This is a genomic window from Bizionia hallyeonensis (genome assembly GCF_042657385.1).
Classification (GTDB): domain Bacteria; phylum Bacteroidota; class Bacteroidia; order Flavobacteriales; family Flavobacteriaceae; genus Algorimicrobium; species Algorimicrobium hallyeonense.
In genome coordinates, this window is the sequence record NZ_JBHSLA010000001.1 from 380,720 (window position 1) to 397,068 (window position 16,349).

The following is a 16,349-nucleotide window of genomic DNA, read 5'->3' on the forward strand; positions in this document are numbered from 1 at the left end:
TCTTAATGTTTATTAATGGACAATCTGGTTGTAATTGCATCAAACGCAATTTCTATACCATCTTCAATTTTATCTTTTAATTCTAATGTTTCGGTTAAGGTTTCTGCTTTAATATACGCTAAATTTTCAGAAACTGCCTCTAAAATTTCATCATGCTTTTGAATAGAAACACTAATTCTATCCGTTACTTCAAAACCTGAATCTTTTCGTAAATTTTGAATGCGGTTAACTAGCTCACGAGCTATACCTTCATAACGTAATTCTTCAGAAATTGTTACATCTAAAGCAACTGTTAAGGTACCTTCATTTGCTACTAACCAACCTTCAATATCTTGAGAGGTAATTTCCACATCTGCGCGTTCTAAAGTAATGATTTTTCCGTTAATTTCAACATCAATCTCACCCTTTTGCTCAATTATTTTAATATGATTTGCATCAAACTGCTGTATGCTTTTCGCTATCAACTTCATGTCTTTACCAAAACGAGGCCCTAATGTTTTGAAGTTTGGTTTGATTTGCTTCACCAAAATTTCAGATGCATCTTCTAAAATTTCAATTTCCTTAATGTTAACCTCATGTTTGATAAGATTTGCAACCGCTAGAATTTCTTCCTTTTGTTGTTCATTATCCACTGGGATAATGATTTTCTGCAAAGGTTGACGCACTTTAATCTTCTCTTTGGCACGCAAGGACAACACTAAAGATGAAATGGTTTGAGCAGCCTCCATTTTTCGCTCTAAAGATTTATCAACGAAACGTTCATTAAACTTTGGAAAGTTGGATAAATGCACACTTTCAAAGGTCTCTTTATTGGTAACTGCATTTAAATCCATATACAACCTATCCATAAAAAATGGCGCAATTGGAGCTCCCAGTTTAGCAATAGTTACCATACAGGTATAAAGTGTTTGATAAGCCGATATTTTATCCGTTTGGTAGTCGCCTTTCCAGAAACGTCTTCTACTTAAACGCACATACCAGTTACTCACATAATCTTGCGTGAAATCGGAAATGGCACGAGCCGCTCTTGTTGGCTCATATTCTGCGTAAAATGCATCTACTTTTTGAATAAGTGTATGTAATTCCGAAAGGATCCATCGGTCTAATTCTGGACGTTCTTCTAATGGAATTTCCGCTTCTTCGTAAGTGAATTTATCTAAATTAGTATATAAACTGAAAAACGAATAGGTATTGTAAAGTGTTCCGAAAAATTTACGTTTCACCTCTTCTATACCTTCTAAATCAAATTTTAAATTATCCCACGGATTGGCATTCGCAATCATATACCAACGTGTGGCATCTGCTCCGTAAGTAGATAAGGTTTCAAATGGATCTGCAGCATTACCCAAACGTTTGGACATTTTCTGACCATTTTTATCTAAAACGAGTCCGTTAGAAACGACATTTTTATAAGCAACCGAATCGAACACCATGGTGCCAATAGCATGAAGCGTATAAAACCAACCTCTTGTTTGATCCACACCTTCCGCAATAAAATCGGCTGGAAAAGATTCGTTGTTATCAATTTTTTCTTTATTCTCAAATGGGTAATGCCATTGTGCATAAGGCATGGAGCCCGAATCGAACCAAACATCAATTAAATCTGACTCACGATTCATAGGTTTTCCTGAAGGTGAAACTAACACGATTTTATCAACAATGTTTTTATGTAAATCTATTTTCGCATAATTTTCATCCAAATTGTTTCCGACTTCAAAATCTTCAAAAATAGCTTTTGCAAGCACACCGGCATCAACAGCTTTTGCCATTTCAGCTTTTAATTCTTCCACCGAACCAATACAAATTTCTTCTTTTCCATCTTCTGTACGCCAGATTGGTAATGGAATTCCCCAATACCGGGAACGGGATAAATTCCAATCGTTTGCATTTGCTAACCAATTTCCAAAACGACCTGTTCCAGTAGATTTTGGTTTCCAATTAATGGTTTCGTTCAATTCAAACATTCTGTCCTTAACATCGGTAACTTTTATAAACCAAGAATCTAATGGATAGTATAGAATTGGTTTATCTGTTCGCCAGCAATTTGGATAACTGTGTTTATATTTTTCCACCTTAAAGGCTTTATTTTCTTCTTTTAATTTAATGGCTAGTTCCACATCTATAGAACGTTCTGGTGCTTCACCATCAGCATAGTATTCGTTTTTTACATATTTACCAGCATATTCGCCCATTTCTGGACGGAATTTACCTTGCAAATTAACCAATGGCACTAAATTTCCATTTTCATCTTTTACTAACAATGGTGGAATTTCTGGTGTGGCTTGTTTAGCTACCAAGGCATCATCTGCTCCAAAGGTTGGTGCAGTGTGTACAATTCCGGTTCCATCTTCTGTAGTTACAAAATCGCCAGAGATAATACGGAATGCGTTTTCAGGATTATCATTTGGTAAGGCATACGGCAATAATTGCTCATAGGTAATACCTACTAAATCGGTTCCTTTAAATTCTTTAACTACAAAATATGGAATCTTTTTATCGCCAGATTTATAATCTAATAATTCCGGTTTTGTTTCAACACGTTTAAATTTCCCATCAAATTGATTGTTAACTAGAGGTTTTGCCAATACCACATTTATAGGCTCAAACGTATATTGGTTATAAGTTTCAACTAAAACATAATCAATTTTTGGTCCAACCGTTAAGGCCGTGTTACTTGGCAATGTCCAAGGTGTCGTTGTCCAAGCTAGAAAGTAAATATCACCTTCATCCTTTAAGAAATCTGGTAATGAGTTTTCATTTGCTTTAAACTGTGCTACAACTGTTGTATCTGTAACATCTTGATACGTTCCTGGTTGGTTTAACTCATGCGAGCTCAAGCCTGTTCCTGCTTTAGGCGAATAGGGCTGAATGGTATACCCTTTATAAATTAAGTTTTTATTATAAATTTCCTTTAATAACCACCAAACGGATTCCATATATTTTGGGTCGTAAGTTACATACGGATTGTCCATATCCACCCAGTAGCCCATTTTTTCAGTCAGATCGTTCCAAACGTCTGTATACCGCATAACCGCTTTACGGCAGGCTGCATTGTAATCTTCCACTGAAATAGTTTTACCAATATCTTCTTTGGTAATACCTAATTCCTTTTCAACACCCAACTCAATAGGCAAACCATGTGTATCCCATCCAGCTTTACGTTTAACTTGATAGCCTTTCATGGTTTTATAACGTGGAAAAATATCTTTAATAGCACGCGCTAAAACGTGATGTACACCTGGTAACCCGTTTGCTGAAGGTGGCCCTTCAAAAAACACAAATGGTTCCGCTCCTTCACGTGTGGTAACACTTTTTTCAAATACGTTATGTTGCTTCCAATAATCAAGAATATTACTTGCTACTTGTGGCAAGTCAAGTCCTTTGTATTCAGGGAATTTATTACTCATAATTTCATTCATTCGTTTCGACCCGCGAAATTAATGATTTTTAGATAAATACCTGTTGAATTTAAAGCGAAATAGGGAAGAAAATGCTTAAAGTGTTATTATGGGTAAAAACTTTGGCCCTAAAACTAAAAACCAAAGTGCAAAACTCACAATTGAAGCGGGAAGTGCAATTATTAAAATTTGCTTCTGCATGTATTTGTTACAAATGTTGAAAAACAGCATAAAAGCTATAATTAAAATTGCCATATTCTTCAGAAAACTTATTCATTCAGGTAGCGTTTCTATTGCGACATATTTAGCAATTAAAATATAATCTAGCAGCCGTTCTAGCGTATCAAATAATTGGAAAGAAAAAACGGCTAACAAAATCCAATCAATAAGCTTGAAATCCTGTTTGTCACGGATGCGTTTGAATAAAATTACTGAAGCAACAACTGAAAAAATATAAATAAAGTAAAATACAACCGAATGAAAAAACTCAAATCGGTCACCTAAAACTTTTTGAGTCTCCAAGATTTCTTGACAGCCTATTAAAAACCCTAAATAATTGTAAGTATAAATGTCTGATATAGTTCCTGAATGTAAAATAGCATCCGAAACTATATAAATTAAATTATAGAACTGGGTTTTAATAGGAAAAAAGAGCAAAAACAAACACAAAATAAACACATGCGATTTTGAAATTTGAAACGCTTTCATAAAAATATTATTACACAATAAACCCAACCAAATCTTCAATTTTAGAAATCAATTGGATTTTTATGGTCATATTTTTTAAGGAAATCTTATTGTATTTAGACACAAATATGGTTGAAAACCCTAATTTTTCAGCTTCTAAAATGCGCTGTTCCACACGTTGCACTGGTCGGATTTCTCCAGATAATCCAACTTCGGCAGCAAAACAATAATCTCTTGGCAAAGATACATCTTCATTAGAGGATAAAATAGCGGCAACCACCGCTAAATCGATAGCAGGATCATCTACAGTTATACCTCCTGTAATATTTAAAAACACATCCTTAGCACCTAAACGAAAACCTGCCCGTTTTTCTAAAACCGCTAATAACATGTTTAATCGTTTGGCGTTAAAGCCTGTTGCACTCCGTTGTGGTGTTCCATAAACCGCTGTACTGACCAAAGCCTGAACTTCAATCATGAGCGGGCGCATACCCTCTAAAGTTGCTGAAATAGCATTACCTGATAAGTCTTCGTCCTTTTTAGAGATAAGAATTTCCGAAGGGTTTGAAACTTCACGCAACCCAGAACCTTGCATTTCATAAATACCTAGTTCGTTGGTGGAACCAAATCGATTTTTGTTAGCCCGTAAAATGCGAAAAACATGATTCCGATCGCCTTCAAATTGCAAAACCGTATCCACCATGTGTTCCAAAATTTTAGGACCGGCAATATTTCCGTCTTTGGTAATATGACCAATTAAAACAACAGGTGTGGCGGTTTCTTTAGCAAATTTTATCAGTTCTGTTGTACATTCCTTAATTTGCGAGATACTTCCGGACGAGGATTCGATATAATCACTATGCAAGGTTTGAATAGAATCTACCACCACGATATCGGGTTCTAGCTCTTCAATTTGCTTAAAGATATTTTGCGTTTTTGTTTCGGTTAGAATGTAGCAATTATTACTATTTGGATTAATACGTTCGGCACGCATTTTTATTTGTTTCTGGCTTTCTTCACCTGAAATATACAATGTTTTATAAGGCAATTTTAAAGCTATCTGCAGCAACAAGGTGCTTTTTCCAATTCCGGGTTCACCACCTAAAAGGGTTAAAGATCCTGGTACAATGCCACCACCTAGAACGCGGTTAAATTCGGCGTCGCCTGTTTGCATTCGAGCTTCTTGTGATGCATCAATCTCATTAATTAATAAGGGCTTGGAAACGCGTTTTTTATTTGTAGATGTTGGTGTTTTCCAATCACTTTTTTCCGGTTTCTGAAGAACTTCTTCCGCAATGGTATTCCACTCCTTACAAGCCGTACATTGCCCTTGCCATTTGCTGTATTGTGAACCACAATTCTGACAAAAAAATGTTGTTTTTACTTTAGCCATATTTATTTCCTATAAAAATCGGAATCTTTTCTATTGCGTTTAATACCCGAAATCCGCTTTAATAGCATCTGCACGACGTAACATTTCATCTTTCGTTATACCACCAATTTCTTGCAAAACAAATGCTGTTTGATAGGCTTTCATAGCGCGCTTCGGCTCGCCTGTTTCTTCATAAAAACGGGCTATATAATAGTTTCCTAAAAGCGTGTCTGGATATTCTTTACGGGCTATCTTCCCTAATTCTTCGAAATATTCAAATTTTTCAGATTTGTTGATAGCGGCTTCAATGGCATTAAAATCGTTTATTAAAATAGGCTTATCAATATCAAATAAATCCTGAATGGCTTGATATTTCTCTGTTAAATACGTGACTGGCGACCCTTCTAACTTAAGAATGGTATCCTTATATTCCGTTTTGCTGATAGGTTGGAATACAAAGAAAATATCTTCTAAAGCATTTGGTATAGCATGAGCTGGTAATGCGTAATGTGATGCTTTGTCAAACGAATCAAAAGAATATAAGAAGTTTTTATTTTCTACTCCTGAAATAGCGGTATTTAAGGCGTCTGTGCTTTCTTTAAGTTTCGCAATATCATTAGTCGAAGTTGCTAAATAATAAAATATTTTGGTTTCAATCTTCGGTAGTTTCTCGGTTAAATAGGCTTGCATATCTGGTGCTAAATCTGGGCTAATAGCTATGTAAGCTTGAAATAAAGGTTGCCCTTTTAATAGAAAATAATTCATAAAATTTGCTGTACGATCATGACCAATAATCACACGAAAATTAACGGTTCGATAGGTATCATTAATATAAGATAACAATTCCATACCTAGAAACTCATAGAATGCAGCACCTGTTTCAATTGGCAGGGAGTTTTGTTCCGAATACAAAACATCAGCAGAGCGCGTACTGACCTGATTGACACCAACTACAATACTTTCTGGCATATCCTCCCAATAGGAATAATAGTCTACATTTCCTGCTACGGCTTCAAACATATAATCGCCATCCAAGACCACAATTACAGGGTAAGATTTATCGGTATTTGCATCATAACCACGTGGCAATTGCACTTTAATTTCACGCGTTTCTCCTAATTTAGAAGATTGAAGCGGATGATAAATGACTTGCGACTGTATAGTAGAAATACTAAAAAAAAGGACAAATAGGAAGGCTAGTTTTTTCATGTGTATATTTTTATTATTTTTTTAATTGTCACATGCTTTTCGCTATTAATTGGCATCTAAATTGATAAACCGTTTAGCATGCTTGTTTCATAATAAAGCATTAAAATATTTAGGGCAAGTTATGAAAATAAGCCTAAATAATTAATCCTATTAAAAAGAAAATAAAATGACCTAGTCCTTGGAATCTATTTGGTGTGGCACCTTATTTCTATTGAAAATAGGCAAGTATAATAAGGATAAGCCACCAAATAAAATTATGAGTAAGGTTTGGGAGGTCCAAATAATCCACCCAAAAGCAATACTTGGTGCTTCGGGAATAGCAAAAATTGAAAATGCCGCATAAATAGCAATTGGGTACGAGCCAATGCCACCATTGGTAGCTGCAATACTGAAGGTAGCAGAAATAAAACCAATTAAAATAGCGCCAAGCGTTATACCATTTAAAGCTTCAACCGAAAATGAAGTAGTATAAAACATCAGCACATACATAGACCAAATGAAAACGGTATGGAATAAAAATGCCCATTTCTTTTTCATTTTAAAAATACTCAATGCGCCTTCTGCGAGACCTTTTACAAAGTTTTTTATTTTTAATCCGAAACCAGTTTTGCTTTTTCGGATATAAAAAATAAAAACCCCTAAAAGCAAAATAGCCAATAAAAGATAAATAAGTAAGTTTTTAGGATTAAAACGCTCTATAAAAAAGGCTACGATATAATCGAATTGCAAAAACAGGGTGATTCCAATGATGACTAACAGCATAATTAAATCTGCAAAACGTTCGGCTACAATGGAACCAAAACCTTTTTCAAAAGGAACACCTTCATAGGTTGTTAATATAGACGCTCTAGCAACTTCACCTGCGCGAGGAATGGTATAATTGATAAGATAAGCCGAAAAAACAGCCATAAAACTATTAGCAAACCGCACTTTATAACCCATAGGCTCTAGCTGAAATAACCAACGATAGGATCGAGACAGGTGACTTAAAAGTCCGAAAAACATACCCAACGTTATATAAAAGTAGTTGGCATTTTTAAAATAATCTAGCAATTGGGACAGCGGCACTTTGGATAAAGAATACCATATTAAAAAAACTCCCAACAGAATTGGGAGTATAATTTTAAGATATTTTTTTAGTGCAGGGTTCACTACTTATTGCAATAGATTATTGTCTTCATTAGGGAAAACTAAAGATGGTTTAAATACTTTAGCTTCTTCAATATCCATAAAAGCGTAGGTAATTAGAATTAAAATATCACCTGGAGATACTTTTCGCGCTGCAGCACCATTAAGGGTGATTTCACCGCTATTTCGTGGCCCAGGGATACAATAGGTTTCTAAACGTTCGCCATTATTGTTATTCACAATTTGTACTTTTTCACCTTGAATAATATTGGCAGCTTCCATTAAATCTTCGTCAATGGTAATACTACCAATATAATGAAGTTCGGCACCTGTACATTTTACGCGGTGAATTTTAGATTTTACGACTTGAATTTGCATATGGCAAAGATAATTAATTTAATGCGATATTATCAATTAGTCTAATATCGTCCGCATAGACCGCTATAAAGGCTCTATACGTTTTGGTTTTTGATTTTCTTGAAACTGGTTTCAGCGTTTCTTCGTCCGCAATTATAAAATACTCTAACTGTAATAAGTTATGATTACTAAACGCGTTTTCAACCCACTCCGTAACATATTTAGCACTTTTTGTGCCAAACTGTTTTTTGGCAGATTTTAGCGTTTTATAGATAAATGGTGCTGCTATTTTATACTCTGGTTTTAAGCGTTCGTTTCTGGAGCTTAATGCCAAACCATCTGTACCTCTAAGAATTGGACATCCGTGTATAGTAACAGGAATTTGATGTTTTTCAACCAATTTTTTGATAATTGCTAATTGCTGAAAATCCTTTTGTCCAAAATAGGCATGATCTGGTTTAACTATTTCAAATAAGCGCTTAACAATGGTACCAACCCCATCAAAATGGCCTTCGCGAAAACGCCCTTCCATTTCAAATTCCAAACCGTCAAAGCTAAAATGTTCTGCTTTGGTTTCTGTTTCATAAATATCAGAAACTTCAGGCGCATAAATTATAATTTGGTTTGAAACTGTATTTAAAAGTTCGGTGTCGCGCGCTAATGTTCGCGGGTAATTATTTAAGTCGGTTGCATTATCAAACTGCGTAGGATTCACAAAAATACTGACAACTACAAAGTCATTTTCCTGGAGCGCCTTTGAAACCAAAGACAAATGTCCTTGGTGCAATGCTCCCATGGTTGGTACAAAACCAATACTAAACTGCTGGTCTTTTAGACCTTGCAAATGTTTTTCAACTTGCCTCTTTTCTGTAAAAACAATCACTTAATAAAAATTTAACGCGTGCAAACTTAATATTTTACGGGCAATTAGCATAAAATTTTGTAATTTTGCGTGTTTTTTATTTTGAACTTCAAAAGCTATTTAATATTATGAAAGATAAGAGGATATTATATGTATCATCTGAAGTAGTTCCGTATTTACCCGAAACTGAAATTTCATCCATGTCATTTGAAACACCGCGAATGGTGAATCAATTGGGTGGACAAATTAGAATTTTCATGCCACGATACGGTAATATTAATGAACGCAGACATCAATTACACGAAGTTATAAGACTTTCTGGAATCAATTTAGTTATTAATGATTTGGATATGCCACTCATTATTAAAGTTGCTTCCATTCCTAAAGAGCGCATTCAAGTTTACTTTATAGATAATGATGAATACTTTAAGCGTAAAGCCACACTCACTGATGAAGAAGGAAATTTATTTCCGGATAATGATGAGCGTGCTATATTTTTTGCAAAAGGGGTTATTGAAACCGTTAAAAAATTAAATTGGGCACCAGATATTATTCATGTTCATGGTTGGTTAGCATCCCTATTACCCGTTTACTTAAAAGAATATTACAAAGACGAACCTTTATTTAACGATAGTAAAATAGTAACGTCTGTATACAATCAAAGCTTTGATGGTTCGTTAAACAAAGACATGTTTAACAAAATAAAATTTGATAACATCAGTGAAGATGCTATAAAAACCCTTAAAGATCCAACCTATAATAACGTAATGAAGGTTGCAATTGATTATTCAGACGCCTTAATTATTGGATCAGAGGATCTTCCAGAAGATTTAACAAAACATTTAAAAGATTCTAAAAAACCTGTTTTAGATTACAAGCCCAAAGACGAGTTTGGTGAAGCCTATGCTGAATTTTATAATTCAGAGGTGTTAAGCTAAATTATTTGCGCTAAATATTTACTATGAAAAAAACAATAAACCTGTATAAAACAATAGCAGCTGTGGGCTGTTTATTACTAACAGTTGTCGCTTGCGAAAAGGATTTCTCAACGATTGAAAGTGAAATTGAAGGCATTAAAGACTTTACTACAGCCGGAAAAATTTTCCCTTCTATTATGTATGACAAAAAATTAGAACCTGTTCAAACTAATGGCCTACCATCAAATTTATTAGGAATTTATTTCGATAAAATTTATGGCAGGACAACAGCCAATATCGTAACACAAGTTGTACCATCTAATTTTGAATTTAATTTTGGTGAAGATCCGAAAGTGGAATCTGTTTATTTATCTATTCCTTATTACTCTAGAGTTGATGGATCGGATTCAGAAGGAAACAACACATATGTTTTAGATTCTACATTTGGTTCTAATGACACCTATAAATTATCCGTTTATCAAAACAATTATTTTTTACGTGATTTTGATCCAGGAACAGATTTAACAGAGCCTCAAAAATTCTATTCTAACGCCAATGAAAACATTAATTTTGATAATTACACAGGCGAATTATTGTTTGAAGATGACAGCTATATTCCTAGTAATAATCCAACAATAATTACAGAATATAACGAGGAAACAGACACGGAAGAAGAGATTAGTCGTAGTGCACCAAGTTTACGCGTTCAAATGTTTAACCCAGGTGATTTTTGGGATAATTTATTTTTCTTTAATACGGCAAGTCCAGGCTCACAAACGGAATTGAGCAATGCCAATAATTTTAAAAATTATTTTAGAGGTTTATATTTTAAAGTTGAAGACCTTTCTGGAGGGCAAGGAAATATGGCAATGCTTGATTTTTCACAAGGAACAATTGTAGTTAATTACAGCTCCACCATATCGACCGGTTTTGATGATGAGGGAAATCCCATAGAAGGTCGTGATGAACGTAAAATTACTATGAATTTTTCTGGCAATCGTTTAAATACGATTGAAAATTCTGATTCTGTAAAAAACCTTATAAATACGGCTACATCAAACACCGACACTAATAATGGTGACACAAATGTATATTTAAAAGGTGGCGAAGGTAGTTTTGCTGTTATTGATTTGTTTTCTGGTAATATGGAAGATGATGAAGGCGTTAGTGTTCCGGCTTTAGACTATTTTAAAGGTAAGAAAGGAAAATGGCTGATTAATGAGGCTAATTTAGTATTATATGTCAATCAAAATGAAGTTAACAATTCGGGACAAGAGCCTGATCGCGTTATAATTTACGATTTGAAGAATAATACACCTATTGTTGATTATTTTCTGGATCCCACAGTTAGCACCACAAATCCGCTTTACTCCAGAGTCAATTATTCAGAAAAGCTTAAACGAGACGGTAATAACAAAGGCTTAAAATATAAATTTCGTTTGACAGAGCACATCAATAATATTCTATTACGTGATTCTACAAATTTAAAATTGGGTGTTTTTGTAACAACAAATATAAATCTAACTCAAAATGCGAGTGTACTTAATGTACCGGATGAAAAATTATCAAACGGTTCTGTTTTATCGCCAAGAAGTACGGTTTTACATGGTAGTAATCCAAGTGTCCCGGACACTAAAAAAGTGAAATTCGAGATTTTTTATACCGAACCAAATAACAATTAAGATATGTGTGGTATTGTAGGATATATAGGTCATCGTGAAGCCTATCCAATAGTAATTCAAGGACTTAAGCGTTTAGAATATAGAGGTTATGACAGCGCAGGTGTTGCCCTTTTTGATGGTACCGAATTAAAGGTTTGCAAAACAAAAGGTAAAGTAGCTGATTTAGAAAAACTAGCCGCAAGTGAAATGACAACAAACGGTAATATAGCCATTGGTCATACACGTTGGGCAACACATGGTGTGCCTAATGATGTTAATGCGCACCCACATTACTCTAATTCTGGCGAATTAGTCATTATTCACAATGGTATTATTGAAAACTACGATTCACTCCGAAAAGAATTAACATCTAGAGGTTATACGTTTCAATCAGATACAGATACGGAAGTATTAATTAATCTTATTGAAGACGTAAAAAAGAAAGAAAATGTAAAATTAGGTAAAGCTGTTCAAATTGCATTAAACCAAGTAATTGGCGCTTATGCTATTGCTGTTTTCGATAAAAATAAACCAGACGAAATTGTTATTGCAAGACTTGGAAGTCCATTAGCCGTTGGTATTGGCGAAAATGAATTCTTTATAGCTAGTGATGCTTCACCATTTTTAGAATATACAAAAAATGCTGTGTATTTGGAAGATGAAGAAATGGCCATCATTCGTTTAGGCAAAGGTATTAAAGTTAGAAAAATTAAAGATGATTCTTTAGTAGTGCCATATGTTCAAGAATTACAAATGAATTTAGAGCAAATTGAAAAAGGTGGTTATCCACATTTCATGCTAAAAGAAATATTTGAACAACCAAATGCCATTAGAGACACCTATAGAGGACGCTTATTAGTTAATGAAGGCATTATCAGAATGGCTGGAATTGACGATAATCTTGAGCGTTTTTTAAATGCGAATCGTATTATTATTGTAGCCTGTGGTACATCATGGCACGCAGGATTAGTAGCTGAATATATTTTTGAAGATTTAGCACGAATTCCTGTTGAAGTAGAATATGCTTCGGAGTTCAGATATCGAAATCCAGTTATTACCGATCAAGATGTGGTTATTGCCATTTCACAATCTGGTGAAACTGCTGACACACTTGCAGCTATTAAATTAGCCAAATCGCATGGTGCATTTGTATTTGGAGTTTGCAACGTTGTGGGTTCTTCTATTGCAAGAGAAACTCATGCAGGAGCTTATACGCATGCCGGACCAGAGATTGGTGTAGCATCCACAAAAGCGTTTACAACACAAATTACGTTACTTACTTTAATTGCCTTAAAGTTGGCAAAAAATAAAGGTACAATTTCTAAATCGGATTTTCACTACCACCTTCAAGAATTAGAATTAATTCCGGAGAAAGTTTCAAAAGCCTTACAATCTGACGAGCATATTAAAGCCGTTGCTGCCATTTATAAAAATGCCAAAAACTGTTTATATTTAGGAAGAGGTTATAATTTCCCTGTAGCCTTAGAAGGCGCTTTAAAGCTTAAAGAAATTTCATATATTCATGCAGAAGGCTATCCTGCTGCCGAAATGAAACACGGACCAATAGCTTTAATTGATGAACAAATGCCTATTGTAGTTATTGCAACAAAAAAAGGGCATTATGAAAAAGTAGTTAGTAATATTGAAGAAATCAAAGCTAGAAAAGGTAAAATAATTGGTATTGTTACAGAAGGTGACACCAATGTAAAACAATTAGCCGATCATGTTATTGAAGTTCCAGAAACTTTAGAGTGTTTATCTCCACTATTAACAACTATTCCATTACAGTTATTATCTTATCATATAGCTGTCATGCTAGGAAAAAATGTGGATCAACCTAGAAATTTAGCCAAGTCTGTCACCGTTGAATAATCCTCTTTATTAAGGGTATCTCATTCAGGTTTATTTAGTTAGTATCATATTAGAATGACTAATTTTTACTATGCTTGCATAAAATTTTAGAATTTTTTATTAAGTTTTGTTATAATTATCTATATTGCTACTATAATAACTAACTTAAACGAAAAAATGAGATCAATTCTTTCAATTTTATTGTTGTTTTCCTGTGCGATAACCTTTGCACAAACAACAATTTCAGGAACAGTTGTGGATGGAAGTGAACAACCAATTCCGGGCGCAAATGTTATAGTAGTAGGAACCGCAACCGGTACAATTACTGATTTTGACGGTGCTTTTACCCTTACAGTATCCCAAGTTCCTCCATTTACAATTCAAGCAAGTAGTGTTGGATTCGAATCTGCTTCAGTAGAAGTGACTTCAAGTAGCGACTCTGTTAAACTCGTGCTTTCTGAAGGAACTGCTTTGGATGAAGTCGTTATTTCAGCTTCCAGAACACCAGAACGTATTTTTGAATCTCCGGTAACTGTTGAACGTTTCGGGTTGAAAGAAATTAAAAACACGGCTTCTGCCGATTTTTATGGTGGTTTAGAAAACTTGAAAGGTGTTGATGTTAACACAAACAGTTTAACCTTTAAATCTATTAACACAAGAGGTTTTGCTGCCTTTTCAAATACCCGATTTATGCAGTTAGTAGATGGCATGGATAATTCCACACCTGCCTTAAACTTCCCAATTGGAAATTTAGTGGGTATGACTGAAACGGATGTATTAAGCGTTGAATTATTACCTGGTGCAGCTTCTGCTCTTTATGGTGCTAACGCATTTAATGGTATCTTATTTATGCGTAGTAAAAACCCATTTGACCATGCTGGTATTAGCGGTTATGTAAAACAAGGTATTACATCGCAAGACGCGGGTGGTGACAATAGCTATACCGATGTTGGTATCCGAATGGCTTATAAATTTTCAGATAAATTTGCCGCTAAAGTTAATTTTGGCTGGTTAAGCGGAACGGATTGGGTGGCCAATAATTATGTAGGAAAACCAGGCACTGGTGCTACAAGAGCTGCTGTTGATTATGACGGTTACAATATATATGGTGATGAAGTGTCTACAAACATTAGAGCTGCTTCTGGTGGTTTAGGTATCATTCCAAATGTTGTAGTAAGTAGAACGGGATATGAAGAGCGCGAATTAACAGATTACAATGCCGAAAGTATTAAAGCTGACTGGGGTTTATACTACAGACCATGGGCCAGCGATTTTGAAATTGCTTATGTTGGTAAAATTGGTACAGGTTCTACCCTCTATCAAGGAACAAACCGTTATAACATTGATAACTTTACACAACAACAACATAAAATAGAAGTTAGAAATGATAATTTCTTTGTAAGAGGTTATGTGGTAGCTGATAAAGCAGGTGATTCTTACGATATGGTATTTACAGGTATCAACATTAACCGTCAATGGAAAAGTGACGAAGATTGGTTTGGAGACTATATTAACACCTTTGCTGGTGCAACTTTAGGTGGTGCTACAGAAGCTCAAGCTCATGCAGCAGCAAGACTCGTTGCAGATGATGGTCGTTTAGAGCCTGGATCAGATGCCTTTAAAAGAGCGTTTGATAAAGTAATTGCTAATCCAGATTTATCAGTAGGATCTCGTTTCCAGGATGCATCTAAATATTATCATTCAGATGCTAACTATAACTTTAGTCATTTAATCGATTTTGCAGAAATTCAAGTTGGTGGTTCGTTTAGACAATACGACTTAAATTCTTCAGGTACCATTTACACGGATTTTGACGGACCAATTCAGTATTCTGAATTTGGTATCTATACTCAAATCCAAAAAGAATTAGAGTTAAACGAAAGTTTAAAGTTGAAATTAACAGGTTCGTTACGTTATGATAAATCAGAATTATTTGAAGGGTTCTTATCTCCTAGAATCTCAGCTGGTTTTACACTTAACGAAGACCACAACATTAGAGGGTCTTTCCAAACAGGATTTAGAAATCCATCAACACAAGATTTATTTATCGGTTTAGATGCCGGCCGCGCTGTATTAGTAGGTTCAGCTGAATCTAATTTAGATCGCGATGTTAGAACATACCCTATAAGTACAGCTGGTCAACTTGCTAATCAAGGTTCAACTTCAGTAGTTACAGGACGTATGGCTTATGAAAACTCATTTACATTAAACTCGGTACAAAATGGTGCACCTGTTGCTTCAGATGTAGATATCGTTAAGCCAGAGCAAGTAACATCTATTGAAGTAGGATATCGTGGTAAAGTAAAGCGATTAATTATTGATGCTAGTGTTTATTTCAACTCGTATTCAGATTTTATTTCAAATGAAACAGTTGTTGTTCCTTTATACGGAACAGTTGGAGACAATACCTTATCATTATTAGCACTGCAAAATGGTGACTTTGAAGCATACCAGACATATACAAATTCTGATGCGAATATTGAGTCTTATGGAGCTGCCATTGGTTTATCAACCAAAATTTTTGGGAATTATGATTTAGGCGCAAACTATACGTTTACAAAACAAGAGTTTGACCAAGCTCAATATCCAGATTTCAGAACAAGCTTTAACACACCAGAGCACAAAGTGAAAATGTCTATCGGCAACACAAATGTTATTAAAAATTTAGGTTTTAATTTAGCATGGAGATGGAGTGATTCTTATTTCTGGCAAGCAACTTTTGGCGATGGTGAAATTCCATCATACCATACAATAGACGCTCAATTAAGCTATACCCTTCCTAAATTTAAATCTGTAATTAAAGTAGGTGCTACCAATTTATTAGGTGACGAATATTACACAGCCATTGGTACTGGTAATATAGGATCTATGTATTACGCCTCAATAGTAATTAACAACTTATAAAAT

11 protein-coding genes are annotated in these 16,349 nt (G+C 34.7%); 4 read left to right on the forward strand and 7 right to left on the reverse strand.

Annotation, left to right across the window (positions count from 1 at the left end; translation table 11 throughout):
* Positions 1-2: 2 nt before the first annotated feature.
* From ileS to panC, 7 genes are all read right to left on the reverse strand, one after another.
* Positions 3-3,407, reverse strand: a complete 3,405-nt coding sequence (ileS, locus tag ACFPH8_RS01755; protein ID WP_376858217.1) for an isoleucine--tRNA ligase — start codon at positions 3,405-3,407, stop codon at positions 3-5.
* A gap of 264 nt (positions 3,408-3,671) precedes the next feature.
* Entirely contained in the window at positions 3,672-4,106 is a 435-nt protein-coding gene (locus ACFPH8_RS01760; protein WP_376858218.1) for a hypothetical protein, read from the reverse strand.
* Between the two features lie 10 nt (positions 4,107-4,116).
* The gene (gene radA / locus ACFPH8_RS01765) at positions 4,117-5,478 is read right to left on the reverse strand and encodes a DNA repair protein RadA (protein ID WP_248396521.1); all 1,362 of its coding nucleotides are present in this window, start codon (positions 5,476-5,478) and stop codon (positions 4,117-4,119) included.
* Between the two features lie 39 nt (positions 5,479-5,517).
* Complete coding sequence (locus ACFPH8_RS01770; RefSeq protein WP_376858219.1) at positions 5,518-6,666, reverse strand: alpha/beta hydrolase; 1,149 nt, start codon at positions 6,664-6,666, stop codon at positions 5,518-5,520.
* 171 nt (positions 6,667-6,837) lie between these two features.
* Positions 6,838-7,818 carry a lysylphosphatidylglycerol synthase transmembrane domain-containing protein gene (locus ACFPH8_RS01775; protein ID WP_376858220.1) on the reverse strand — a complete coding sequence of 327 codons (981 nt, stop codon included), beginning with the start codon at positions 7,816-7,818 and terminating at the stop codon, positions 6,838-6,840.
* Positions 7,819-7,821: 3 nt separating this feature from the next.
* A complete protein-coding gene (panD, locus tag ACFPH8_RS01780; RefSeq protein WP_248396527.1) occupies positions 7,822-8,172 on the reverse strand; it encodes an aspartate 1-decarboxylase in 351 nt (116 codons plus the stop codon).
* 13 nt (positions 8,173-8,185) lie between these two features.
* Positions 8,186-9,034, reverse strand: coding sequence for a pantoate--beta-alanine ligase (panC, locus tag ACFPH8_RS01785; protein WP_376858221.1), 849 nt, complete (start codon positions 9,032-9,034; stop codon positions 8,186-8,188).
* 107 nt (positions 9,035-9,141) lie between these two features.
* Here panC and ACFPH8_RS01790 point away from each other — a divergent pair, with 107 nt between their 5' ends.
* The 4 genes from ACFPH8_RS01790 to ACFPH8_RS01805 all read left to right on the forward strand — a co-directional run bounded on the left by ACFPH8_RS01790 (position 9,142) and on the right by ACFPH8_RS01805 (position 16,346).
* The gene (locus ACFPH8_RS01790; RefSeq protein WP_248396531.1) at positions 9,142-9,951 is read left to right on the forward strand and encodes a glycogen/starch synthase; all 810 of its coding nucleotides are present in this window, start codon (positions 9,142-9,144) and stop codon (positions 9,949-9,951) included.
* A 23-nt stretch (positions 9,952-9,974) separates the two neighbouring features.
* Complete coding sequence (locus tag ACFPH8_RS01795) at positions 9,975-11,612, forward strand: DUF4270 domain-containing protein (protein ID WP_376858222.1); 1,638 nt, start codon at positions 9,975-9,977, stop codon at positions 11,610-11,612.
* Between the two features lie 3 nt (positions 11,613-11,615).
* Complete coding sequence (gene glmS, locus ACFPH8_RS01800) at positions 11,616-13,463, forward strand: glutamine--fructose-6-phosphate transaminase (isomerizing) (protein ID WP_376858223.1); 1,848 nt, start codon at positions 11,616-11,618, stop codon at positions 13,461-13,463.
* 156 nt (positions 13,464-13,619) lie between these two features.
* Complete coding sequence (locus ACFPH8_RS01805; protein WP_376858224.1) at positions 13,620-16,346, forward strand: TonB-dependent receptor; 2,727 nt, start codon at positions 13,620-13,622, stop codon at positions 16,344-16,346.
* Positions 16,347-16,349 lie beyond the last annotated feature (3 nt).

Coding starts and splice junctions, on each gene's coding strand:
- ileS (WP_376858217.1), bottom strand. CDS start 3,407: ATGAGTAATAAATTCCCTGAATACAAAGGACTTGACTTGCCACAAGTA.
- ACFPH8_RS01760 (WP_376858218.1), bottom strand. CDS start 4,106: ATGAAAGCGTTTCAAATTTCAAAATCGCATGTGTTTATTTTGTGTTTG.
- radA (WP_248396521.1), bottom strand. CDS start 5,478: ATGGCTAAAGTAAAAACAACATTTTTTTGTCAGAATTGTGGTTCACAA.
- ACFPH8_RS01770 (WP_376858219.1), bottom strand. CDS start 6,666: ATGAAAAAACTAGCCTTCCTATTTGTCCTTTTTTTTAGTATTTCTACT.
- panD (WP_248396527.1), bottom strand. CDS start 8,172: ATGCAAATTCAAGTCGTAAAATCTAAAATTCACCGCGTAAAATGTACA.
- ACFPH8_RS01790 (WP_248396531.1), top strand. CDS start 9,142: ATGAAAGATAAGAGGATATTATATGTATCATCTGAAGTAGTTCCGTAT.
- ACFPH8_RS01795 (WP_376858222.1), top strand. CDS start 9,975: ATGAAAAAAACAATAAACCTGTATAAAACAATAGCAGCTGTGGGCTGT.
- glmS (WP_376858223.1), top strand. CDS start 11,616: ATGTGTGGTATTGTAGGATATATAGGTCATCGTGAAGCCTATCCAATA.
- ACFPH8_RS01805 (WP_376858224.1), top strand. CDS start 13,620: ATGAGATCAATTCTTTCAATTTTATTGTTGTTTTCCTGTGCGATAACC.